This is a genomic window from Streptomyces silaceus (assembly GCF_001419745.1).
Taxonomy (GTDB): Bacteria; Actinomycetota; Actinomycetes; order Streptomycetales; family Streptomycetaceae; genus Streptomyces; species Streptomyces silaceus.
Map to the genome: position 1 here is coordinate 1 of NZ_LIRJ01000289.1, position 22,935 is coordinate 22,935.

General features: G+C 70.6%; 26 protein-coding genes. 19 read left to right on the forward strand and 7 right to left on the reverse strand.

The genetic code is table 11. The features are described 5' to 3' along the window. On the forward strand, positions 1-1,112 hold a 1,112-nt coding region (locus AOK22_RS25240), incomplete at its 5' end, for an FUSC family protein (RefSeq protein WP_244164985.1). 71 nt (positions 1,113-1,183) lie between these two features. Here the strand turns inward: AOK22_RS25240 and AOK22_RS25245 are convergent. From AOK22_RS25245 to rpmB, 3 genes are all read right to left on the reverse strand, one after another. After that, positions 1,184-1,684 (reverse strand): hypothetical protein, encoded by a 501-nt coding sequence (locus AOK22_RS25245; RefSeq protein WP_055701012.1) that lies wholly within the window; start codon positions 1,682-1,684, stop codon positions 1,184-1,186. A gap of 92 nt (positions 1,685-1,776) precedes the next feature. Next, positions 1,777-2,082 (reverse strand): 30S ribosomal protein S14, encoded by a 306-nt coding sequence (gene rpsN / locus AOK22_RS25250; protein ID WP_055701013.1) that lies wholly within the window; start codon positions 2,080-2,082, stop codon positions 1,777-1,779. A 13-nt stretch (positions 2,083-2,095) separates the two neighbouring features. Further along, positions 2,096-2,332: a 50S ribosomal protein L28 gene (gene rpmB / locus AOK22_RS25255; protein ID WP_055701014.1), complete on the reverse strand. Its 237-nt coding sequence runs from the start codon at positions 2,330-2,332 to the stop codon at positions 2,096-2,098. Between the two features lie 70 nt (positions 2,333-2,402). Between rpmB and rpmG the strand changes: the two genes are divergently transcribed. The 4 genes from rpmG (at position 2,403) to AOK22_RS25275 (ending at position 4,481) form a co-directional block, all read left to right on the forward strand. After that, positions 2,403-2,567: a 50S ribosomal protein L33 gene (gene rpmG, locus AOK22_RS25260; RefSeq protein WP_033321692.1), complete on the forward strand. Its 165-nt coding sequence runs from the start codon at positions 2,403-2,405 to the stop codon at positions 2,565-2,567. 5 nt (positions 2,568-2,572) lie between these two features. After that, positions 2,573-2,821: a type B 50S ribosomal protein L31 gene (locus tag AOK22_RS25265; RefSeq protein ID WP_055701015.1), complete on the forward strand. Its 249-nt coding sequence runs from the start codon at positions 2,573-2,575 to the stop codon at positions 2,819-2,821. Beyond that, complete coding sequence (locus AOK22_RS25270) at positions 2,818-3,969, forward strand: CobW family GTP-binding protein (protein ID WP_055701016.1); 1,152 nt, start codon at positions 2,818-2,820, stop codon at positions 3,967-3,969. The genes AOK22_RS25265 and AOK22_RS25270 overlap by 4 nt, the downstream gene beginning before the upstream one ends. Before the next feature lie 272 nt (positions 3,970-4,241). After that, positions 4,242-4,481: a DUF397 domain-containing protein gene (locus AOK22_RS25275; RefSeq protein ID WP_223775964.1), complete on the forward strand. Its 240-nt coding sequence runs from the start codon at positions 4,242-4,244 to the stop codon at positions 4,479-4,481. A 41-nt stretch (positions 4,482-4,522) separates the two neighbouring features. Here AOK22_RS25275 and AOK22_RS25280 read toward each other — a convergent pair whose 3' ends face one another. Continuing rightward, positions 4,523-5,011, reverse strand: coding sequence for an ATP-binding protein (locus AOK22_RS25280; protein WP_055701017.1), 489 nt, complete (start codon positions 5,009-5,011; stop codon positions 4,523-4,525). A 312-nt stretch (positions 5,012-5,323) separates the two neighbouring features. Here AOK22_RS25280 and AOK22_RS25285 point away from each other — a divergent pair, with 312 nt between their 5' ends. From AOK22_RS25285 to AOK22_RS41980, 8 genes are all read left to right on the forward strand, one after another. Continuing rightward, entirely contained in the window at positions 5,324-6,187 is an 864-nt protein-coding gene (locus tag AOK22_RS25285) for a helix-turn-helix domain-containing protein (RefSeq protein WP_055701018.1), read from the forward strand. Between the two features lie 78 nt (positions 6,188-6,265). Further along, on the forward strand, positions 6,266-7,723 hold the full coding sequence (locus AOK22_RS25290) for an aldehyde dehydrogenase family protein (protein WP_055701019.1): 1,458 nt from the start codon (positions 6,266-6,268) through the stop codon (positions 7,721-7,723). A 146-nt stretch (positions 7,724-7,869) separates the two neighbouring features. Next, on the forward strand, positions 7,870-8,421 hold the full coding sequence (locus tag AOK22_RS25295) for a DinB family protein (RefSeq protein WP_055701020.1): 552 nt from the start codon (positions 7,870-7,872) through the stop codon (positions 8,419-8,421). Positions 8,422-8,469: 48 nt separating this feature from the next. Next, on the forward strand, positions 8,470-9,111 hold the full coding sequence (locus tag AOK22_RS25300) for a PadR family transcriptional regulator (RefSeq protein ID WP_055701021.1): 642 nt from the start codon (positions 8,470-8,472) through the stop codon (positions 9,109-9,111). A 216-nt stretch (positions 9,112-9,327) separates the two neighbouring features. Beyond that, a complete protein-coding gene (locus AOK22_RS25305; RefSeq protein WP_055701022.1) occupies positions 9,328-10,290 on the forward strand; it encodes an ATP-binding cassette domain-containing protein in 963 nt (320 codons plus the stop codon). 8 nt (positions 10,291-10,298) lie between these two features. After that, positions 10,299-11,078: an ABC transporter permease gene (locus AOK22_RS25310; RefSeq protein WP_055701023.1), complete on the forward strand. Its 780-nt coding sequence runs from the start codon at positions 10,299-10,301 to the stop codon at positions 11,076-11,078. Between the two features lie 98 nt (positions 11,079-11,176). Continuing rightward, the gene (locus AOK22_RS25315) at positions 11,177-11,965 is read left to right on the forward strand and encodes a MerR family transcriptional regulator (protein ID WP_055701024.1); all 789 of its coding nucleotides are present in this window, start codon (positions 11,177-11,179) and stop codon (positions 11,963-11,965) included. A 54-nt stretch (positions 11,966-12,019) separates the two neighbouring features. Next, positions 12,020-12,178 carry a hypothetical protein gene (locus tag AOK22_RS41980; protein WP_167357881.1) on the forward strand — a complete coding sequence of 53 codons (159 nt, stop codon included), beginning with the start codon at positions 12,020-12,022 and terminating at the stop codon, positions 12,176-12,178. Positions 12,179-12,201: 23 nt separating this feature from the next. Here the strand turns inward: AOK22_RS41980 and AOK22_RS25320 are convergent, their stop codons facing one another. After that, complete coding sequence (locus AOK22_RS25320; RefSeq protein WP_055701025.1) at positions 12,202-12,570, reverse strand: YbjQ family protein; 369 nt, start codon at positions 12,568-12,570, stop codon at positions 12,202-12,204. 162 nt (positions 12,571-12,732) lie between these two features. On the opposite strand from AOK22_RS25320, the gene AOK22_RS25325 reads away from it, so the two are divergent. Further along, complete coding sequence (locus AOK22_RS25325) at positions 12,733-13,422, forward strand: DedA family protein (RefSeq protein ID WP_055701026.1); 690 nt, start codon at positions 12,733-12,735, stop codon at positions 13,420-13,422. Between the two features lie 63 nt (positions 13,423-13,485). Here AOK22_RS25325 and AOK22_RS25330 read toward each other — a convergent pair whose 3' ends face one another. Continuing rightward, a complete protein-coding gene (locus AOK22_RS25330) occupies positions 13,486-15,162 on the reverse strand; it encodes a threonine/serine exporter family protein (RefSeq protein ID WP_055701027.1) in 1,677 nt (558 codons plus the stop codon). Positions 15,163-15,282: 120 nt separating this feature from the next. Continuing rightward, positions 15,283-15,774 (reverse strand): inorganic diphosphatase, encoded by a 492-nt coding sequence (locus AOK22_RS25335; RefSeq protein ID WP_055701044.1) that lies wholly within the window; start codon positions 15,772-15,774, stop codon positions 15,283-15,285. 124 nt (positions 15,775-15,898) lie between these two features. Between AOK22_RS25335 and dacB the strand changes: the two genes are divergently transcribed. The 5 genes from dacB to ftsH all read left to right on the forward strand — a co-directional run bounded on the left by dacB (position 15,899) and on the right by ftsH (position 22,901). After that, positions 15,899-17,374, forward strand: coding sequence for a D-alanyl-D-alanine carboxypeptidase/D-alanyl-D-alanine endopeptidase (gene dacB / locus AOK22_RS25340; protein ID WP_425264063.1), 1,476 nt, complete (start codon positions 15,899-15,901; stop codon positions 17,372-17,374). Positions 17,375-17,680: 306 nt separating this feature from the next. Continuing rightward, positions 17,681-18,802 carry a zinc-dependent metalloprotease gene (locus AOK22_RS25345; protein WP_055701029.1) on the forward strand — a complete coding sequence of 374 codons (1,122 nt, stop codon included), beginning with the start codon at positions 17,681-17,683 and terminating at the stop codon, positions 18,800-18,802. Between the two features lie 238 nt (positions 18,803-19,040). Next, positions 19,041-20,075: a tRNA lysidine(34) synthetase TilS gene (gene tilS / locus AOK22_RS25350; RefSeq protein ID WP_055701030.1), complete on the forward strand. Its 1,035-nt coding sequence runs from the start codon at positions 19,041-19,043 to the stop codon at positions 20,073-20,075. 53 nt (positions 20,076-20,128) lie between these two features. After that, complete coding sequence (gene hpt / locus AOK22_RS25355; protein ID WP_055565725.1) at positions 20,129-20,689, forward strand: hypoxanthine phosphoribosyltransferase; 561 nt, start codon at positions 20,129-20,131, stop codon at positions 20,687-20,689. 184 nt (positions 20,690-20,873) lie between these two features. After that, a complete protein-coding gene (ftsH, locus tag AOK22_RS25360; RefSeq protein ID WP_055701031.1) occupies positions 20,874-22,901 on the forward strand; it encodes an ATP-dependent zinc metalloprotease FtsH in 2,028 nt (675 codons plus the stop codon). Positions 22,902-22,935 lie beyond the last annotated feature (34 nt).

Genomic DNA, 22,935 nt, shown 5'->3' on the forward strand with positions numbered 1-22,935 from the left:
CCCTCCCGGCCCTCGTCCCCGGCGCCCTGCGTGCCATGCGGGCCGAGCTGCGCCACGAGTCCCCGGTCGCCCGCCACGCGATCCGCGTCACGTCGGTGGCCGCCGCGGGCTACCTCCTGGGGCACTGGCTCCCGCTGGGCCACGGCTACTGGGCCCCCATGGCCTCGGTCATGGTGATGCGCCCGGACTTCTCCCAGACGTACTCCCGCGCGGTGGCCCGCTTCGGCGGCACCCTCGTCGGCGTCGCGCTCGCCACGGGCCTGGTCCAGCTCGCCGACCCCGGCACGGGCCTGTCCGCCGCGCTCGCGGTGCTCTGCGCCGGGATGATGTACCTGCTGATGCGCACGGGCCAGGTGGCGGCACAGGCCTGCGTCGCCGCGTACGTCGTGTTCCTGCTCGGCATGGGCGGCCAGCAGTGGACGCAGACGGTCCCGGAACGCGTGGTCCTCACCCTGCTCGGCGGCGTCCTCGCGATGATCGCGTACGCCCTCTACCCGGCGTGGGAGACCCCGCGCCTGCGCACCCGCCTCGCCGACTGGCTCGCGGCGGACGGCCGTTACGCCGCCGCGGTCGTCGACCACTACGCCCACCCGGCCGGCAAGGCCTGCCCCGACGTGCGCGAGGCCCTGCTCGCCGCCCGCGACGCCCGCGTCGCCTGGCAGGAGGCGCTGGGCCGGGCCAAGCACGAACCGGTACGCCACCGGGGCCTGTCCCGTGCCGCGGCCGCCGACGCGGAGGAGGCGCTGGCCCAGCTGGGCCGCGTCGCGATGCTGATGGAGGCCCACCTCCCGGACCGCGACGCGACCCCCGTCCCCGCGGCGGCCCGCCTCGCCGAGGCGCTGCGCACGTCGACCGAGCAGGGCGCGAAGGCGGTACGAGAGCGCCGCGTCCCCCGGTGGGACGCGGTCCGCGAGGCCCTGGACGCGTGGGACGGCGAGGGCGTCCCGGACCGCGTGGTCCGCAAGGGCGCGGGCCTGCTCCTGGAGACCCTCGGCGAACTCTCCGAGGCTCTCGACACGACACCGCCCCCGATGCTGGTGGACGGCTCGTCCACGAAGACCACCCCGGACGCGAACGGGCCGCGGAACCAGAAAGGTCCCGCGGCCCGCTGACGCCCGGGGCCCTGGGCCCGGCAGAGCCGAAGAGCTCATGGGCAGAGCCGAAGAGCCCGGAGGCCCCGGTCTCAGGACTGCGGCAGCCCCGCCGTCGGCAGACCCTCCGGCAGCTTGCCGCCCTCCGTCTTGAGGAACTCGTCCGTGCCGGTGCCCTCCCAGGAGACCTTCATCGACTTGCCGTCCACGGACTTGACCATCCCCATTGTGCGGTCCGAATTCCCCTTCGGGCACTTGAGGTTGATCATCTGCGAGCCCATCTCCTCGCCCGCGGTGCCGTTGCACAGCACGTCCTCGCCGAGCAGCGTGGCCGTCTTGCCGGTCACGGCGAGGGCGAGCGGCTTGCCGTCGGCGGTGGCGACCCACGTGCCTTCGAGGCTCCCGCCCTTGGCGCCGGAGTCCGGGCCTCCGGTCGAGCCGCCCTCGTCCGACGCGTCGGAGCCGCCGGACGCGGACCCGGAGGACCCGTCGGCCGACCCCCGGTCCTTCTTGCCGCCACCGTCCCCGTCACTGCCGCACCCGGTCAGCGCGAGCGCGGCGGCGAGTCCCACCACGGCGGCACCGACCCGCACACGACGGACACTACGGACGTACGTACGCACGTGAATTCCCCCTAGAAGGCCTGGCGTTGCCGAGGTGGCCCCCGGCCAAATCGCGCGCCAAGCTACCAGGAGGACTTGCGCACCCCCGGCAGGTATCCGGCGTGCGCTTGCTCACGCAAGCGCACCCTCGACAACCCGAAGGCCCCCACGTAACCGCGCGGACGCCCGTCGACGCTGTCGCGGTTCCGCACCCGCGTCGCGCTGGCGTCCCGCGGCTGGCGTGCCAACTCCCGCTGTGCGGCGAGCCGTTCGGCGTCAGTGCCGCCGGTCCTGCGGATGATCTCCTTCAGCACGGCGCGTCGCGCGGCGTACCGGGCGACGACCAGGCGCCGCTTCTCGTTCTTCGCGATCCTGCTCTTCTTGGCCATGGTGGGGGTCCCTTCAGACCTTCGTGCCGCGGGCGCGGATCCTGGCGACGGCCGCCTCGATCCCGATGGCGTCGACGGTCCTGATCCCCTTCGTGCTGAGCCGCAGCCGCACGTACCGCCCCTCGCTCGGCAGCCAGTACCGCTTGCGCTGGACGTTGGGGTCGAAGCGGCGGGAGGTCCGCCGGTGGGAGTGGGAGACGTGGTTGCCGAAGCCGGGCCTCGCGCCGGTCAGCTGGCAGTGGGCGGACAAGTGACGCACCTCTCGGTCGCTGGGGGACACCCTCTATTGAAAACGGGAGTCATTTTCATATACTAGCCCCATGGCCCGCAACGAACTCCGCCCCGTCATCAAGCTCCGGTCCACGGCCGGCACCGGGTTCACGTACGTGACCCGCAAGAACCGCCGCAACGACCCCGACCGCCTCACGCTGCGCAAGTACGACCCCGTCGTGGGCCGCCACGTCGACTTCCGAGAGGAGCGCTGACCGCCATGCGCAAGGACATCCACCCGCCGTACGGCCCCGTCGTCTTCCGTGACAAGGCCGCCGGCTTCGCCTTCCTCACCCGGTCCACGGCGACCGGCGCCAAGACGATCGAGTGGGAGGACGGCCGTACGTACCCCGTCATCGACGTCGAGGTCTCGTCCGCGAGCCACCCCTTCTACACGGGCACCGCGCGCGTGATGGACACCGCCGGCCGCGTCGAGCGCTTCGAGCGCCGCTTCGGGAAGCGCCGATGAGCGAGCGGACCGCGCTGGACGTCGTGATCGTCGGCGGCCTCCACGCGGCGGCCCGCAGGGCGGCCGTCGACGGCATCCTCGCCGCCGTCCCCGACAGCGTGGCCCTCCACCACGACCTGTCGACCGCCGTGCGGGGCACCGTCGTGCGCACCGTGCGCGACGCCACCGAGGTGCTCTCCACCGGTGACGCCCCGCTGGTCGACGACTGTGCCTGCTGCGCGCTCCGCGAGGACCTGGTGCCCGAACTGCGCCGCCTCGCGGACGCGGGCCTGACCCGGCTCGCGGTCGTGGAACTGTGGGACTCGGTCGAGCCCAAGGCGATGGCGGAGGTGATCGCGGCGCACGGCGGCGAGGGCATCCGGCTCGGCGGCGTCGTCACCGCCGTCGACCCCGCCCTGCTCCTGCCCTGCCTCGGCAACGGCGACGACCTCATGGACGCCGGGCTCGCCGCCGCCCCCACCGATCGGCGCACGGTCGCGGACACCTGGGCGCGCCAGTTGGAGTACGCCCCCGTGCTCGCCGTCGCGGACTCGGCCGATGCCGACGACGAGGACCGCGCCCTGCTCGCCCAGCTCCACCCGACGGCGCGCCGGCTCCGGGTCGGCGACCCCGGCCTGGCGGTCGCCGCGCGCGCCGGATTCGACGTCGAGGCCGCCGCCGCGGCGCAGCACCCGGCCTGTGCGCTGCTCCCGGCCGAGGCGGACGCGTGCGGTGTCGTCACCTTCGTATGGCACCGGGAGCGGCCCTTCCACCCGGGGCGGCTGTACGACGCCCTGGAGGACCTGACCTGCGCGGCCGTCCGCAGCCGGGGCCGGTTCTGGCTGGCCGACCATCCGGACACGCTGCTCGGCTGGGACGCGGCGGGCGGCGCGCTCGGTGTCGAGGGCGCCGGGCCGTGGCTGGCCTCGCTGCCGGACGCCGCGTGGGAGATGGTCCCGCCGGTGCGCCGCGCGGCCGCCGCCCTGGACTGGCACCCGGAACACGGCGACCGCTGCAACCACCTGGTGTTCACCTCGCCGGGCCTGGACCGCGACGCGCTCGCACGGTTGCTGGAGTCCTGCCTGTTGACGGACGAGGAGTACGCCGCCGGGCGCGACGCCTGGAAACGCCTGCCCTCCGCCTTCGACACCCTCCTGGAGGTCTGCTGAACGGAGGCCTTCGCTCCCGCCTTAGCGCACCGCGCCCGTTTTTTTCCGGCACTTGGACGGAACATAAACAGCGCGGTGCGCGTCCTTTTCTAGAGCACGACGGAATCGGCCCGGACGGCGAACTGGACGTACTGACAGACCTGTAATCAAGGGAACACCCCGCGTGCACGTGCATCTGCCCATGCATCGGCATGTGAACACAGCTATGATCCGGGACAGTTGACCACTGCATCTAGAGCCTCTAACGGCACTGCACCACCGGGGAGCGATCTGTGCACCACGCGTTTAACGGCATGGCGGCCACGGAGCTTCACGGGGTGGTCTGGCAGAAGAGCAGGCACAGCAACTCGCAGGGCTCGTGCGTGGAGTTCGCGAAGCTGCCGGGCGGCGACGTCGCCGTGCGCAACTCGCGCTTCCCGGACGGTCCCGCGCTCGTCTATACGCGCGCGGAGATAGAGGCCATGCTGCTGGGGATGAAGGACGGGGAGTTCGACCACCTCATCGGCGGCTAGGCCGAGGCCACTTCACTCGCCTGAGCCGCTCCGGTCGACCGTCAGCCCAGCCGGAACAGCGCCCAGACCACCTTGCCGCGCAGCGTGCCGGCGAGCGGGTGCCAGCCCCAGCTGTCGCTGAAGGAGTCCACCAGGAACAGACCCCTGCCCGACTCCGCCGCGAAGTCCTCGTCGGTCTCGCGCGCGACCGGGCTCTCGTCGCTGGGGTCGCGCACCGCGCACACCAGACGCGAGGCCCAGCACATCAGGTGCAGCCGCACGGGCGGGTCCTGCTGTTCGCGCGGGGTGTCCGCGGGCAGCGCGTGCCGCAGCGCGTTGGTGACGAGTTCGGAGACGACGAGGGCGATGTCGTCGAACCGCTCGTCAAGGTTCCACTGGCCCAACGTCTTCCGGGTGAACTGCCGTGCGCTGCCGACCGCTTCGTAGCGGGCGGGGAGGGCGACGGAGGCCGAGCTGGAGACCGCCGAGGGGTCGAGTGGGGGAAGCCCCTGCCGTAACGGCTCGAGCATGGTCGATCCATTCGTCCCCATGCGAGGCACTCCCCGGTTTCGCGGTACATAGCGATGGAGCGGTGGCGCGGTCGGTCGCCGATGGTGCGGTGGTACGCGTCGGTACAGCGGTGGCGCGTGGACCATGGTTCCGAATGCGTACAGCAGATGCAAGGGCAGATGCACGTGCACGCGCCGGACTTGGTCGCTCCCGTGCCCTTTCTTGCCTATTTCTTCCTACGGTTTCTTGTGGAGAGCTTTCGGAGGCTTTCCGTTTCTGTAACCGAACGAGTACGGCCTGAAGCGTTTAATGGCAGACTGCTGGCTTCCAGTCGATGGGGAGGATTGAGCGAAGTGACCGCAGGCGAGTCGAGCGGCTCGGTGGTACGGCGCATCCTGCTGGGGTCGCAGCTCAGGCGCCTCAGGGAATCCCGCGGCATCACCCGCGAAGCGGCCGGATACTCCATCCGCGCCTCCGAATCGAAGATCAGCCGCATGGAGTTGGGACGGGTGAGCTTCAAGTCCAGGGACGTCGAGGACCTCCTGACGCTGTACGGCGTCACGGACGAGGCCGAGCGCGGCGCGCTCCTCTCGCTCGCCAAGGAGGCCAACCTCACCGGCTGGTGGCACAGTTACTCGGACGTGCTGCCGGGCTGGTTCCAGACCTACATCGGCCTGGAGGGCGCGGCCTCACTCATCCGCGTCTACGAAGTGCAGTTCGTCAACGGCCTGTTGCAGACCGAGGCGTATGCCCACGCGGTGGTCGCGCGCGGCATGAAGGGCGCGAGCGAGGCGGAGATCGAGCGGCGCGTCGCGCTGCGCCTGGAGCGCCAGAAGCTCCTCACCTCCGAGCACGCGCCCCGCTTCCACTGCGTCCTGGACGAGGCGGCGCTCCGACGCCCTTACGGCGACCGGGATGTGATGAGGGGTCAGATCCAGCACCTCATCGAGATCTCCGAACGGCCGAACGTCACGCTCCAGGTGATGCCGTTCACCTTCGGCGGGCACGCCGGCGAGAGCGGCGCGTTCACCATGCTGAGCTTCCCGGAGTCCGACCTCTCCGACGTCGTGTACGTGGAACAGCTCACCGGTGCCCTCTATCTCGACAAGGCCGAGGAAGTCGCCCAGTACGAGAGAGTCGTGGCGCAGCTCCACAAGGACAGCCCCGATCCGGCGGACAGCCGGGATCTTCTCCGTGGTCTACTCCAACTCACCTGAAACATAAGTACTATGACGTGAGATCAGGTGTCAGCTTCCGTTTGCTTCCGTCTGCTGCCGCGGCAAGGGGTCCGTCTCATGTCCTTCTTCACTGACCTGGCTCACCAGTACATCGACGGTGAGTGGAAGGCCGGTTCAGGTTCCTGGGACATCATCGACTTCAATCCGTACGACGGCGAGAAGCTGGCGTCCATCACCGTCGCCACCGCCGACGAGGTGGACCAGGCCTACCGCGCCGCCGAGCGCGCGCAGCAGGAGTGGGCCGAGACCAACCCCTATGCCCGCCGTGCGGTGTTCGAGCGTGCCCTGCGGATCATCGAGGACCGCGAGGAGGAGATCACCGAGGCGATCATCGCCGAGCTGGGCGGCACCCGGCTCAAGGCGGCCTTCGAGATCCACCTCACCAAGGAGTTCCTGCGCGAGGCGGTCCACTTCGCGCTGCTCCCCGAGGGGCGGGTGCTGCCCTCGCCGGAGGACGGCAAGGAGAACCGCCTCTACCGTGTCCCGGTCGGCGTCGTGGGCGTCATCAGCCCCTTCAACTTCCCGCTGTTCCTGTCGGTCAAGACGGTCGCCCCGGCCCTCGCCCTCGGCAACGCGGTGGTCCTCAAGCCGCACCAGAACGCCCCGGTGATCGGCGGCAGCCTGCTGGCCCGGGTCTTCGAGGACGCGGGCCTGCCGGCCGGTCTGCTGAACGTGGTGATCACGGACATAGCCGAGATCGGTGACGCCTTCATCGAGCACCCCGTGCCGAGCGTCATCTCCTTCACCGGCTCGGACCGCGTGGGCCGCCACGTCGCCACGGTCTGCGCCTCGCACTTCAAGCGCTCGATCCTGGAGATGGGCGGCAACAGCGCGCTGATCGTCCTCGACGACGCCGACGTCGACTACGCGGTGGACGCGGCGGTCTTCAGCCGCTTCGTGCACCAGGGCCAGGTCTGCATGGCCGCCAACCGCATCCTCGTGGACCGGTCCGTGGAGGGCGAGTTCACCGAGAAGTTCGTCGCGAAGGTCGCCTCGCTCAAGGTGGGCGACCCGGCCGACCCCACCACGCACATCGGCCCGCTCATCAACTCCTCGCAGGCGGACGCCGTCGCGGCCGTCGTCGACCAGACGATCGCCGCGGGCGCCAGGGCGCTCCTGCACGGGAGCGTGGACGGCAACCTGGTCGCCCCCACGATCCTGGCGGACCTGCCCGCCGGCTCCCCGGTCCTCGGCCAGGAGATCTTCGGCCCGGTCGCGCTGCTCGTGCCCTTCGACGGCGAGGACGAGGCGGTGCGGCTCGCGAACGACACCCCGTACGGCCTGAGCGGCGCGGTGCACACGCGGGACGTGGAGCGCGGCGTACGCGTCGCCAAGCGCGTGCGCACCGGCATGATCCACGTCAACGACGGCACGGTGCACGACGAGGCGATCGTGCCGTTCGGCGGCGAGAAGAGCTCCGGCGTGGGGCGGCTGAACGGCGAGGCGACGGTGGACGCCTTCACCACCCAGAAGTGGATCTCGGTACAGCACGGCAGGTCGCGCTTCCCGTTCTGAGGCTTTGAGGCTCTGGGGCCTGGGACCTGAGGTCTTTCGTGTCGCCGAACCCTTGCGGACAGAAACTGACCGCAAGGGTTCGTAGCGTAGGGGGTGTCGGGAGAAGAACCCGGCAGACCCAACTCCCTCAGGGAAAGGCGGACACCATGGTCACGCACGTGAACGCGGAAGCCCGTGGCGACGAGCGCGGCGCCCTCATCGCCTTCGTGGAGGCCCAGCGGGGCGGCATCCGCCGCTCGGTCCTCGGCCTGAGCGACGAGCAGGCGAAGGCCCGCCCCAGCGCCAGCGAGCTGACCCTGGGCGGCCTGGTGAAGCACGTCGCCGAGACGGAGCTGAACTGGCTGCGGATGGCCCAGCAGAAGCCGAACGAGAAGGCCCGCACCCAGGAGACCTGGGGCGACAGCTTCCGCCTCGTCGAGGGCGAGACGGTCGCGGAGATGCTCGCCTTCTGGGACGGGGTCGCCCGGGAGACCGAGGAGTTCATCCGCTCGGTGCCGAGCCTCGACGACACCTTCCCGCTGCCCCCGGCGCCGTGGTTCCCGAAGGACGGCGAGGTGTCGATGCGCTGGCTGATGCTCCACCTGGTCGAGGAGATCGGGCGGCACGCGGGCCACGCGGACATCGTCCGCGAGTCCCTGGACGGGAAGACGGCCTTCGAGCTCGTGGCACAGGAGCAGGGCTACCCTGGTCAAAGTTGATGAGTGTGTGGCCCCGCGAAGGGCGCGCGGCCCCGAAAGGTGCGGTGAATGTCGGCGATCCGGCTCCTGGTTCTCGGCGCGGTCCGCCAGCACGGCCGCGCCCACGGCTATCAGGTCCGCAACGACCTGGAGTACTGGGGCGCCCACGAGTGGTCCAACGCCAAGCCGGGCTCGATCTACCACGCGCTGAAGCAGCTCGCGAAGCAGGGATTCCTGCACGCGCACGAGATCGCGCCGTCCACCGCGGGCGGCCCGCCGCGCACGGAGTACGAGATCACGGACCAGGGCACCGAGGAGTTCCTGACCATGCTCCGCAGTGCCCTGGTCACGTACGACCAGCGGCCCGACATGCTCACCGCCGCCCTGGGGTTCATCGTCGACCTGCCGCGCGCGGAGGCGCTCTCGCTGCTCAGGGAGCGCGTGCGCGTGATCGAGGGCTGGCGCAAGGGCGTCACGGAGTACTACACGCCCGAGGACGGCCCCGGACAGCTCGGCCACATCGGCGAGATCATGAACTACTGGGTGCACACGGCCGACGGCGGCGTGGAGTGGGCGCAAGGCCTGATCGAGCGGATCGAGGGCGGCGCGTACACCTTCGCGGGGGAGGGCGAGCCGTTCGTCGCGGTGCTCGCCGAGGGCGAGGAGAACCCCTACGCGACCGGTGAGCCGCACGCCGGGGACCACCGCTAGAGCGACGGCGGACCACCGCTGGAGCGACGGCGGACCTCCGCTGGAGCGACGTCGGGCCACCGCTGGGGCGACGGCGGACCTCCGCCGGTGCGGGTGCGGATCGCCGCTAATCAAGTTTGACGAATGACTTCGGCTCGGTTACCTTCACCTCCCTAGTCAAGTTTGACTACGTGATCAACCGGATCGGCGGGCCGGTGGATCGACGAGGGGAGTCGGATGACGGACGCGATCGTCGTCGAGGGTGCGCACAAGGCGTACAAGGAGAAGAAGGCGCTGAACGGACTCGACCTGCGGGTCGGCCGCGGCACGGTGCACGGTGTGCTCGGGCCCAACGGCGCCGGCAAGACCACGGCCGTACGGGTGCTCGCCACTCTGCTGCGGCCCGACGAGGGACGGGTGGAGGTCGCGGGCCACGACGTGCGGCGCAGGCCCGACGAGGTGCGCAGGCGTATCGGTCTGCTCGGCCAGCACGCGGCGCTGGACGAGGAGTTGAGCGGTCGGCAGAACCTCGACATGTTCGGGCGGCTGCACCATCTGCGCGCCCGGAGCGCGCGCGAGCGGGCCGACGAGCTCCTGGAGCGGTTCGGCCTCGGGGACACCGGCGGCAAGGCCGTCAAGCGGTACAGCGGCGGCATGCGGCGCCGTCTGGACCTCGCGGCCTCGCTCATCACGGAGCCCGAGGTGCTGTTCCTTGACGAGCCCACCACGGGCCTCGACCCGCGCGGCCGCGCCGAGGTGTGGGACTCGGTGCGCTCGCTGGTCGGCGGCGGCACCACGGTGCTGCTGACCACGCAGTACCTGGAGGAGGCGGACCAACTGGCCGACCGCATCTCGGTGATCGACGGCGGCCGCGTCATCGCGGACGGCACGGCGGACGACCTCAAGGCGAAGCTGGGCGGGGACCGGATCGACGTCGTGGTGCGCGACGCGGCCCAACTGGAGCGCTGCGCGGGGCTGTTGCCGCGCGGCGCGGCGGTGGACGCGGACCGCCGCCTGGTGTCCGCGCCCGTGACGGACCGCATGGAGGCCCTCACGTCCGTCGTGCGGGCCCTCCAGGACGCGGGCATCGAGGCCGAGGACGTGGCCCTGCGCAGGCCCACGCTGGACGAGGTGTTCCTGAGCCTGACCGGGCGTACGGACGAGGCCGCGCCCGGCGAACGTACGAAGGAGGCCGTGTGAGTACGCCGATGGGCTGGGCCGTGACGGACTCCTGGACCATGACGCGGCGCGAGCTCGCCCACTGGGCGCGCCAGCCCGTGCAGGTGGTCGTGGGACTCGTCTTCCCGGTGATGCTGCTGCTGATGTTCAACTACCTGATCGGCGGCGGCAAGGGCATCGCGGGGGACTACGCCGAGTTCCTGGTGCCGGGCATGTTCGCGCTGACCATGGCCTTCGGTCTGGACGCGACGATGGTCGCGGTCACGCAGGACCTGAACAAGGGCGTGATCGACCGGTTCCGCTCGATGCCGATGGCCGACGGCGCCGTCCTGGTGGGGCGTTCGGTCGCGGACATGCTGCAGTCCTTCGCCGCGCTCCTGGTCATGATGGGGGTCGGGCTCGCCATCGGCTGGCGCTGGCACGGCTCGGCCGGGGCGGCGCTCGGGGCGGTCGGGCTGCTCCTGCTGCTGCGGTTCGCGATGCTGTGGATCGGCATCCACCTGGCGATGGTCGTGGGCCGTCCCGAGCTGGTGACGGCCGTGCAGATCCTGGTCTGGCCGGTCGGCTTCTTCTCGAACGCCTTTACGGTGCCGCAGAACATGCCGGACTGGCTGGGCGCCGCGGTCGAGTGGAACCCGATGTCGGCGACGGCCACCGCGGTGCGCGATCTCTTCGGCAACGACCCGGGGGTGGGGGACACCTCCTGGGCGGCGGAACACGCGGGGCTCCTGGCGGTGCTGTGGCCCGTGGCACTGGTGGGGGTATTCCTGCCGTTGGCGGTGCGGCGGTTCAGGGCGCTGAGCGGCTGACGGCGGCGCCCGGAGCGGTCACCGGGCGCGCGGGCTTGCACCTCACGTGACGTGAGGACGCAGGCTGGACCGCGTACGGAGAAGAGAGGGCGGAAGCCATGAGCTACCCCGTGGGACAGGTCGCCGGTGTCGCCGGAGTGACGGTGCGCACGCTGCACCACTACGACGAGATCGGCCTGCTCGTGCCCAGCGAGCGCAGCCACGCGGGCCACCGGCGCTACAGCGACGCCGACCTGGACCGGCTGCAGCAGATCCTGTTCTACCGGGAGCTCGGCTTCCCCCTCGACGAGGTGGCGGCCCTCCTGGACGACCCGGACACGGACCCGCGGGAGCACCTGCGGCGGCAGCACGAGCTGCTGACCGCCAGGATCCAGCGGCTCCAGGAGATGGCCGCCGCCGTCGAGACCGCAATGGAGGCGAGAAAGATGGGCATCAACCTCACGCCCGAGGAGAAGTTCGAGGTCTTCGGAGAGCACGATCCCGAGCAGTACGCGGAGGAGGTCGAGCAGCGCTGGGGCGACACGGAGGCCTATCGGGAGGCGCAGCGCAAGGCCGCCACGTACACGAAGGACGACTGGAAGCGGATCAACGACGAGTTCTCCGCCCTCCACGCCCACATGGGTGACCTGCTCGACCGGGGCCTGGCCGCCGACTCCGCGGAGGCGATGGACGGGGCCGAGGACCACCGACTGTTCATCACGCGGCACCACTACGGGTGCCCGCTGGAGCTGCACTCCTGCCTCGGCGAGATGTACGTCGCGGACGAGCGCTTCACGGCCTTCTACGAGGCCATCAGGCCGGGGCTCGCGGTGTTCATGCGGGACGCGATCCTGGCGAACGCGGCGCGGGGCGGCCGGGGGAGCACCGAGGAGGGCGCCGCCTCGTGACAGGACGGGGCGGCGGGCCGACACTGCGGGTACGCACCGGCTTCAGGAGGCGTCATGTCCAAGTTGCTGTCCCGCGTCAAGCGTTTCGCCCGCAGCTCTGAGGGGCGGCGGGCCGTGCGGGAGGCCCGCCGCGCGTCCTCCGACCCCAGGCGCCGGGCCGAGGCCAAGGGGTTCATCGGCCGGCTGCGGGGCGGGAAGAGCGGGAAGAAGTAGGCGGCCAGGAGCAGGGCCACGAGCTACGACTGCTGCTCGATCACGACCGCCGTCCCGTACGCGCACACCTCCGCCGCGCCGTCCAGCGCCTCGGTGACGTCGAAGCGGAACATCAGGACGGCGTTGGCGCCACGCGCGCGTGCCTGCTCGATGAGGCGCTCCATGGCCTGGTTCCTGGTCTCCACGAGCGTCTTGGTCAGACCCTTCAGCTCGCCGCCGATCATGGACTTCAGACCCGCGCCGATCTGGCTGCCCAGGTGCCGGGAGCGGACGGTCAGGCCGAAGACCTCACCGATCACCCGGGTCACACGGAACCCGGGCACGTCATTGGTGGTCACGACGAGGACGTCGGACTGAGGGTTGAGGCCGCCGCCGAAATCTTCGATACCCATGCCCCACAGCTTTGTCCTGGTTGGCGAGGAGTGCACCCTGGGAAGTGCGCGGTGCGCCCGGTGAGGGGGAAGGTGGAACCTGCCCGGGGTACCTCGCGTTGATAACTTTGGGCGGCTGCACCCGCCGCCGCACCGCCCCCTCACCCTCAGGAGCCCGGAACCGTGACGACGCTTGCGCTCGGACCAAGCTGGCTGGATCCGGATTACCTGCTCAACCAGTTCGGCCTCTGGGGCCTGCTGCTGATCGTCTTCGCCGAGTCGGGCCTGCTCATCGGCTTCTTCCTGCCCGGTGACTCGCTGCTGTTCACCACCGGCCTGCTGATCACCACGAACAAGCTGGACACCCCGCTGTGGCTGGCCTGCGTGCTGATCTGCCTCGCCGCGATCCTCGGTGACCAGGCGGGCTATCTCTTCGGCAAGAAGGTCGGGCCCGCGCTCTTCAACCGCCCGGACTCCAAGCTCTTCAAACAGGAGAACGTGGTCAAGGCCCACGACTTCTTCGAGAAGTACGGCCCGAAGTCCCTGGTCCTGGCCCGCTTCGTGCCGATCGTGCGGACGTTCACGCCGATCATCGCCGGCGTCTCCGGGATGCGGTACCGCTCGTTCATCACGTTCAACATCATCGGCGGCGTCCTGTGGGGCGCGGGCGTGACCCTGCTCGGCGCCTGGCTCGGCAACATCGAGTTCGTCCACAAGAACATCGAGGCGATCCTGATCCTGATCGTCCTCATCTCGGTGGTGCCGATCATCATCGAGTTCCTGCGGGCGCGCGGGAAGGCCAAGAAGGGCGCGGCCGAGGCCGGTGCCCCGGGCGCGGCCCCGGCGCAGCGCGGCCGCCACGCCAAGCGCTGACCGCACGGACCACCCGAAGGCCCCCGTACGAAGCCGTACGGGGGCCTTCGTGCGTTCCGCCGGTCAGAAGCCCCTGGTCCGCTTGGCCGCGCGGCGGTTCACCGCCGAGGTGGCCCCCGGGACCTTCAGGATCAGCCGGGAGACCTCGCTCCCCAGGTTCACGCCGATCGCGATGGCCAGGGCGGTCGCGACGGCCTTGGTGAGCGAGTTGATGCCCGTGTTCAGGTCGTTCTGCGCCAGGGCGAGCAGCCCGAAGTACGTGGCGCTACCGGGCAGCAGCGGTCCGATCGCCGCTGTCACATAGGGCAGTGAGGACGCGAACCGGTACCGCGAGAAGAGCTGCCCGAACAGCCCCACCAGACCGGCCGCGATGGCCGTCGCGGCGACGGGGGAGAGCTTCAGCGGGGTCTGCGCCAGCGCGCCGAACATCACCCAGGCGATGCCGCCGTTGAGGGTCACGATCAGCACGGTGTGACGTTCCTGCTGGAGCAGGATCGCGAAGGCGAGGCTCAGCGCCATCGACGCCAGGATCTGGATGACCGGCCGCGACGAGGTCACCCCGAACCTGGTCTCCGGCGTCAGGTTCGTCGCGTCCAGCATCACGCCGAGCGACAGGACGAGCAGCACCCCGCAGACGATGCCCACGATGAGGTACATGACCTCCAGGAGGCGGGCGGCCGCGGTGATGTAGTAGCCGGTCAGGCCGTCCTGCACGCCCGCCACCAGGGCCCGCCCGGGGATCAGCGCGAAGAGCCCACCGGTGATGACCGCGGAGGCCATGGACGCCTCGGTGTGGACGAAGCTGAGCGCCACGCCCATCAGGGCGGGCGGCATCGCGGCGCCCACGAACTGGTAGAACTCCGGCAGCCCGCGCCCCGCGCACAGCCAGGCGAGCCGGTCGCCGAGCATCGCGCCGACCGCGGCCACCACGAAGACCAGGGCCCCGCCGCCGACCAGCACGGAGGCCGCTCCCGCGAGCAGCCCGCTGGACGCCGTGAGGGCCCAGCCGGGGTAGGGGTGGCGGTTGCGTCGGATGCCCGCGAGGCGGCGGTAGGCCTCCTCCAGGGAGACGTCGATGTCCGGGTCGCTGATGTCGTCCACCAGGTGGAACACGGCGGCCAGACGGGTGTAGTCGGTGCCCCGGCGGCGCACCGTGCGGGACGCCGTGACGGGGTCGTCGACGAGCGAGGGCTGGTGCGAGATCGACAGGAGCGTGAACGTCACGTTCGGCTCGCAGCGGTCCAGGCCGTAGGAGCGGCAGACCGCGAACATGGCCGCCTCGACGTCCTCGGCGCCCTCACCGCCGGCGAGCAGCAGTTCCCCGATACGCAGCGTCAGGTCGAGCACGCGCGGCACGGCGGGCCCGGTGTCGTCCTCCTGCTTCTGCGCGGGCTCCGGAGCGGGCCGCTCGGCGACCGGCATGCGCAGCATCGTGCGCATCTGGTCCTGCCAGGGCACTTCCTTGGTGAGCTTCACCAGGGGGACGCCCTGCGCGGGCGTGAAGGCCGGCGGGGCGTTGCGGGCGCTGTAGGTGTGCGGAGTGGTGAACGCCGACTTCTCGGTCTCCTGAGTCGTCGACGAGGGCGTCGTGAGACCCGTGGGAACGGCGAACTCGGACGTCGTCTGCGACTCGTCCTCAAGAGCCGGCGGCTGCGCGGCCACCACTCCACTGGGCTGCGCGAACGCGCTGCGGGCCTCGTCCGACTGTGGCTTGCGGTCCTCGGCCTCCTGCTCGGCCACTGATGCCCTCACTTCTCATACGACACGTACGCACCGTTCGTATGGCCAGTATGGGCACAGATACACGGACGGGCCGCGTGGCCCCCCAGGGGTCGCGCGGCCCGTCCGGGGCGAGTGGGCTCAGTGGCCGCCCTCGTCCTTGAAGCGCTTGTAGGAACGCTCGATCTCGGCCTCGGCGTCGGCGCGGCCGACCCAGTCGGCGCCCTCGACGGACTTGCCGGGCTCCAGGTCCTTGTAGACCTCGAAGAAGTGCTGGATCTCCAGGCGGTCGAACTCGGAGACGTGGTGGATGTCGCGCAGGTGCTCCACGCGGGGGTCCGAGGCCGGGACGCAGAGCAGCTTGTCGTCGCCGCCCGCCTCGTCGGTCATCCGGAACATGCCGATCGCGCGGCACTTGATGAGGCAGCCCGGGAAGGTGGGCTCGTCCAGGATGACGAGGGCGTCCAGCGGGTCACCGTCCTCGCCGAGGGTGTTCTCGACGAAGCCGTAGTCCGCGGGGTAGCTGGTCGACGTGAAGAGGCGACGGTCCAGACGGATCCGGCCGGTCTCGTGGTCCACCTCGTACTTGTTCCGCGAACCCTTCGGAATCTCGATGGTGACGTCGAACTCCACGGGTGGCTCCTCCATGATCAGCACATACTTCGGGTGATTAAGTGTCCCTCACGCAGATGTGTGATCGCGAAAGGGGCTGGTCGTCGTGCCGGAGCTCAAGCCTTGGCAGCGGCCTCGACAGCTTTTGAGACAGCTGTCCAAGCCTTCCGCCACCAAGCTCGCCGGGTTCGCCGGGAAGCTCACGACCTTGCAGCTCACGGCGGGTGCCGCCGCCTTCGGCCTGGTCATCGCGGCCGGGGCGGTGGCCGCGGCCGGCCCTTGGGACTCCTCCGGCCAGCGTACGGCCGAGCGGGAGTGGGCCGCTTCCCAGGAGAGCGGGGGTGGCGCAGATCACGGCGGTCGTACGCCCGAATCCGCCCCGAGCGCCCCTTCTGTGCTCGCCGGCCTCGGCGCGCCCGCGGGGACGGCGCCCACGCCGACGGACGGCGCCCTGGCGGACGCGCTCGATCCGCTTTTCAAGGACCCGGCGCTCGGTCCGGAGCGCGCGGGAGTCGTCCTCGACGCGGCTTCCGGCAAACGGGTCTACGGCAGGAGCACGGGCGACACGCTGACACCCGCCTCCACGATCAAGATCGCCACGGCGGTCGCGGCGCTGTCCGCGGCCGGGCCCGACCACCGCATCGCCACGAAGGCGGTGGTCGAGCCCGACTCCAAGGACGTCGTCCTGGTCGGCGGCGGCGACCCCACGCTCACCGCCCGCAAGGAGGGCCGGTACGTCGACACCGCGGCGAGCCTGCGCACGCTGGCCGAGGACACGGCCCGGGCGCTGAAGGACCGCGGCGTGGACGAGGTCACGCTCTCGTACGACACCTCGCTGTATTCGGGACCGCCGCAGCACCCCATCGGCTACAACGAGAACCTCACCCAGGTCACCGCCCTGATGGCCGACGAGGGCCGCCTCGACGACTCCGCCAGCGGCACCGCCGACCGCTCCAAGGACCCGGCGGGCGACGCGGCGAAGAAGTTCGCGGACTTCCTGAAGGACCACGGCATCAAGACCACGTCCGACCCCGGCCCCTCCAAGGCCTCGGACCGCGCCGAGTCCCTCGCCAAGGTCGAGTCGCCGCCGCTGTCCGCCCTGGTCGAGCGGATGCTGACCCACAGCGACAACGACATCGCCGAGGCGCTGGCCCGCCAGACGGCGATCGCGGCGAAGGAGCCGGCGAGCTTCGACGGCGCCGACAAGGCGGTCCGCGCCGAGCTGGCGAAGCTCGGACTCCCGCTCTCCGGGGCGAAGTTCGCCGACGGCAGCGGGCTCGACCGGGCCGACCGGATCTCCGCCGAGCTGCTCGCGGCGCTCCTGGAGCACGCCGCCGACCCGGCCCGCCCCGAACTGCGCTCCGTGGTGACGGGCCTGCCCGTCGCCGGCTTCACCGGCACGCTGGTCGACCGCTACCCCAAAGACTCCCCGGGCACCGGCCTGGTCCGCGCCAAGACCGGCACGCTGACGGGCGTGAACACCCTCGCGGGCACGGTGGTCGACGCCGACGGCCGCCTCCTGGTCTTCGCCTTCATGACCACGGGCACGACGGACCGCGACGCGGCCCAGGCAGCGCTGGACCGCATGGCCTCCACAGTGGCCAACTGCGGCTGCCGCTGAGCCGCCCCCGGCACAGACGGGCGCAGAGCCCCGAAGGCTGCCTGGGCCCCGAAGGGGCGCGGGGAACGGCGCGCTCAGCCACAAAAAAGCCCGCACCCGGGGGAACAGGCGAAGGCGCCCCGAAGGGGCGCGGGGAACTGCGCGCCAAGCCACAAACAGCCCGCACGAGAAGAGAACCGGCCCACACCCCGACGGCGCCGAGGACAGAAGCCCCACCCGCCCCGAGGACCCCCTAGGGGCCGGCCTCCGGGGCAAGGTGGGGTGCAAGCCCCTCCGCAAGAGGGAGCCAGCACGTACCGTTGACGCATGACGAGCATCGGTGGTGCGGAGATGGTCGACTGGAATCTCGCGGTGGCGACCGCGACCCGGCTCGTGCGGCCGGGCCCAGAGGTGAGCCGGGACGAGGCGCGCGCCGTCGTCGCCGAGCTCCGCCGGCACGCCAAGTCCTCGGAGGAGCACGTCCGTTCCTTCACGAAGATGGGCACGGAGGACACCCACGACACCCCCGTCCTCGTGGTCGACCGAGCCGGCTGGGTCCGGGCGAACGTGGCGGGGTTCCGCGAGATCCTCAAGCCCCTCCTGGACAAGATGCAGGACCGCCGCGGCAGCGGCCCCGGCGGCGCCGTCCTCGGCGCGGTCGGCGGCAAGGTCACCGGCGTCGAGCTCGGCATGCTGCTGTCCTTCCTCGCCTCCCGCGTCCTCGGGCAGTACGAGACGTTCGCCCCGGCCACCCGCGACCTCCCCGCGGGGGAGAACGGCGGCGGCAGGCTCCTCCTCGTCGCGCCGAACATCGTGCACGTCGAGCGCGAGCTGGACGTCGACCCCCACGACTTCCGCCTCTGGGTCTGCCTCCACGAGGAGACGCACCGCACGCAGTTCACCGCCGTGCCCTGGCTCCGCGACCACCTGGAGGGCGAGATCCAGGCGTTCCTCGGCGAGACCGAGGTCGATCCGATGACGGTCCTGGAGCGCGTCAGGGAGGCCGCCCAGTCGCTCGCCGGAGGCCGCCCCGAGGGCGAGGAGGACGACGGCGGCCGCTCCCTCGTCGAGATCGTCCAGACCCCCGCCCAGCGCGAGATCCTCGCCCGCCTGACGGCCGTGATGTCCCTCCTGGAGGGCCACGCGGACTTCGTGATGGACGGCGTGGGACCGGACGTGGTGCCCTCCGTCGGAGAGATCCGCGAGAAGTTCAAGGAGCGCAGGGCCCGGGGCGCCAGCCGCCTGGACCAGGCGCTGCGCAAGCTCCTCGGCCTCGACGCGAAATTGCGCCAATATCGCGACGGCGAGCGCTTCGTCCGCGCCGTCGTGGGCGAGGTCGGCATGGACGGCTTCAACCGCGTCTGGACTTCCCCGAACACACTGCCCACGAAGGCGGAGATCGCCAAACCGGCGGACTGGGTCGCGAGGGTGCACCGTAAGGGAGACTGAGGGACCGGATGCGGCCGACGGCAGGAGAACGCTCCAGCAATCACCCGTCCGAGGGACCGTAGGCGATGGGTAGGCGTGCAATGCTCGGGGAACGGCTCGGTTCTGTCACCATCGACACACTCTGAGTGACCAAGACTCGGGATTCCGGGGCCCGGCGAAGGCCGGGTCCGGTCTCCGGAGTGGGTCCTGAGTGATTGGTCCGAGGCTCACCCCCCGAACTTCACGAAGGGAACCGGACATGGGTCCCCATCCTGCGGTCGCGGCGATACGCCTGGCGGTCCGCCGCGTACTCCACGACGTACTGACCGACGTACAGCGCAGCTCCCAGAACAGCCCCCCACACCCCCCACGCGAGCAGGCACCGCCGCTCGTGCTCGTCGCATGCTCCGGCGGCGCCGACTCCATGGCGCTCGCCTCCGCCCTCGCCTTCGAGGCCCCCAAGCTCGGCATCCGCGCCGGCGGCATCACCGTCGACCACGGCCTGCAGCCCGGCTCCGACCTGCGCGCCGCCGAGGTCGTCGTGCGCCTCACCGCCCTCGGCATGACCCCGGTCGAGTCCGTCGCCGTGGACGTCGGCCGCGACGGCGGCCCCGAGGCCGCCGCCCGCGACGCCCGCTACGCCGCCCTGGATGCCGCCGCCGAACGGCATTCAGCGGCCGCGGTGCTGCTCGGCCACACCCGTGACGACCAGGCCGAGACCGTCCTGCTCGGTCTCGCCCGCGGCTCCGGGATCCGCTCCCTGTCCGGAATGGCCGCGACCTCGGGGGTCGCCGGCCGTTACCGCCGCCCCTTCCTCCACATCGACCGGCAGACCGCCCGCAAGGCCTGTCTGGTCCAGTCGCTGCCCGTCTGGGACGACCCGCACAACACCGATCCGGCCTACACCCGCTCGCGGCTGCGGCACGAGGGCCTGCCCGCCCTGGAGAAGGCGCTCGGCAAGGGGGTCGTCGAGGCGCTCGCCCGGACGGCCCAGCTGTCCCGGGACGACGCCGACGCCCTCGACACGTGGGCCGCCCAGGCCGACACGACCGTGCGCGACGCGGCCGGTCTCCTGGAGTGCGCCAAGCTCTACGCCCTGCCGCCCGCCGTGCGCCGCCGCATCGTGCGCCGGGCCGCGATCGATGCCGGTGCGCCCGCCGGTTCCCTGTTCGCCCGGCACATCGAAGAGGTCGACCGTCTGATCACCGGCTGGCGCGGCCAGGGAGCCATCAATCTCCCGGGCAAAGTCGTGGCCCAGCGCCAGGGTGGCAGACTGGTGATCCGGCAGGGCTGACGGTAGACCGCACTCATCGCGGGTCCGGACGGCCGGTGGGACGACCGAAAGTGATGCGGGTGGACGCGAAAGACATGGGCACCGACCTCAAGTCGGTGCTCATCACCAAGGAAGAGATCGACGCGAAGCTGGCCGAGCTGGCCGCGAAGGTCGACGCGGAGTACGCGGGCAAGGACCTGCTGATCGTCGGTGTCCTCAAGGGCGCCGTGATGGTCATGGCGGACCTGGCGCGCGCGCTGTCCACCCCCGTCACGATGGACTGGATGGCCGTGTCGTCGTACGGCGCGGGCACCCAGTCCTCCGGCGTCGTGCGGATCCTCAAGGACCTGGACACCGACATCAAGGGCAAGCACGTCCTGATCGTCGAGGACATCATCGACTCCGGTCTGACGCTGTCCTGGCTCCTGTCGAACCTCGGCTCGCGCGAGCCCGCCTCCCTCGAGGTGTGCACGCTGCTGCGCAAGCCGGAGGCGGCGAAGGTCGCGATCGACGTGAAGTGGATCGGCTTCGACATCCCGAACGAGTTCGTGGTGGGCTATGGCCTCGACTTCGCGGAGAAGTACCGCAATCTCCCGTTCGTCGGAACGCTCGCTCCGCACGTCTACGGCGGCTGACGCACCGTAGGGCGGCGGACGACGCCGGGGAACCCTCACCCGTTTCCCCGCGTTGGAGCATGCGAAGGCGGGATTGCCAGCCCTCCCGTGCGGCTTCGGGTCACAATGCTGGGGTACCGTCCGAAGAACAGTCTTTATCAAACTCACTATGGCAGGAGGGACGGGGCGTCATCGCTCCGTATGGATGGACGTGAAGCGATACTTCCGTGGGCCAGTCATGTGGATCGTGCTGGCCGTCCTTGCCGTGGTCGTGTTGATGCAGGTCGTCGGCTCGTCCGGTGGCTACAAGACGGTGGACACCGGCCAGGTCGTCCAGGCCATCAACGACAACAAGGTCGAGTCGGCCAAACTCACCACCGGTGACGAGCAGATCATCAAGGTCGAGCTCAAGGACGGCCAGAAGGTCAAGGACAGCAGCAAGATCCAGGCGAGCTACATCGGTGACCAGGGCGTCGCCCTCGCCAATTCGCTGCAGACCAAGTACGAGAGCAAGGACATCCCGGACGGTTACACCGTCTCCCCGTCGAAGCAGAACCCCTTCGTCGGCATCCTGCTCTCCCTTCTCCCCTTCGTCCTCATCGTCGTCGTCTTCCTGTTCCTGATGAACCAGATGCAGGGCGGCGGCTCCCGGGTCATGAACTTCGGGAAGTCCAAGGCCAAGCTCATCACCAAGGACACCCCGAAGACGACCTTCGCCGATGTGGCGGGTTCGGACGAGGCCGTCGAGGAGCTCCACGAGATCAAGGAGTTCCTCCAGGAGCCGGCGAAGTTCCAGGCCGTCGGCGCCAAGATCCCCAAGGGCGTACTGCTGTACGGCCCGCCCGGTACGGGCAAGACGCTGCTCGCGCGCGCCGTCGCGGGCGAGGCGGGCGTCCCGTTCTACTCGATCTCCGGTTCCGACTTCGTCGAGATGTTCGTCGGTGTCGGTGCCTCCCGTGTCCGTGACCTCTTCGAGCAGGCCAAGGCGAACGCCCCGGCGATCGTCTTCGTCGACGAGATCGACGCGGTGGGCCGTCACCGCGGCGCCGGTCTCGGCGGTGGCCACGACGAGCGCGAGCAGACGCTGAACCAGCTGCTCGTCGAGATGGACGGCTTCGACGTGAAGGGCGGCGTCATCCTGATCGCCGCCACGAACCGGCCCGACATCCTCGACCCGGCGCTGCTGCGCCCCGGCCGCTTCGACCGGCAGATCGCCGTCGACCGCCCGGACATGCAGGGCCGTCTGGAGATCCTCAAGGTTCACCAGAAGGGCAAGCCGGTCGCCCCGGACGTCGACCTGTCGGCCGTCGCGCGGCGCACGCCGGGCTTCACCGGCGCCGACCTGAGCAACGTCCTGAACGAGGCCGCGCTCCTGACGGCCCGCAGCGACAAGAAGCTGATCGACAACGGCATGCTCGACGAGGCGATCGACCGCGTCGTGGCCGGCCCGCAGAAGCGGACCCGGATCATGTCCGACAAGGAGAAGAAGATCACCGCGTACCACGAGGGCGGACACGCCCTGGTCGCGGCGGCCTCGCCGAACTCGGACCCGGTCCACAAGGTCACGATCCTCTCCCGCGGCCGGGCCCTGGGGTACACCATGGTCCTGCCCGACGAGGACAAGTACTCGACCACGCGCAACGAGATGCTCGACCAGCTCGCCTACATGCTGGGCGGCCGCGCGGCCGAGGAGCTCGTCTTCCACGACCCGACGACGGGCGCGGCGAACGACATCGAGAAGGCCACGGCCACCGCCCGCGCGATGGTCACGCAGTACGGCATGACCGAGCGTCTCGGCGCGATCAAGTTCGGCGGCGACAACACCGAGCCGTTCCTCGGGCGCGAGATGGCGCACCAGCGGGACTACTCGGAAGAGGTCGCGGCGCTGGTCGACGAAGAGGTCAAGAAGCTCATCGAGACCGCGCACAACGAGGCGTGGGAGATCCTCGTCGAGAACCGCGACGTCCTCGACAACCTGGTGCTCCAGCTCCTCGAGAAGGAGACCCTCGGCAAGGAGCAGATCGCCGAGATCTTCGCCGGGATCGTGAAGCGTCCGGCCCGCCCGGCGTGGACCGGCTCCTCGCGCCGTACGCCCTCGACCCGTCCGCCGGTGCTCTCCCCCAAGGAGCTGTCGCTGACGAACGGTGCGAACGGCGCCACCCCCGCGGTGACCGCCGGCAGCAGCACGGACCAGCCCATCGAAGTGGTCCCGGAGGACCGCACCGAGAGCTGACCCCCTGCGTCTCAGCAGGCCCGGAATGGATGCC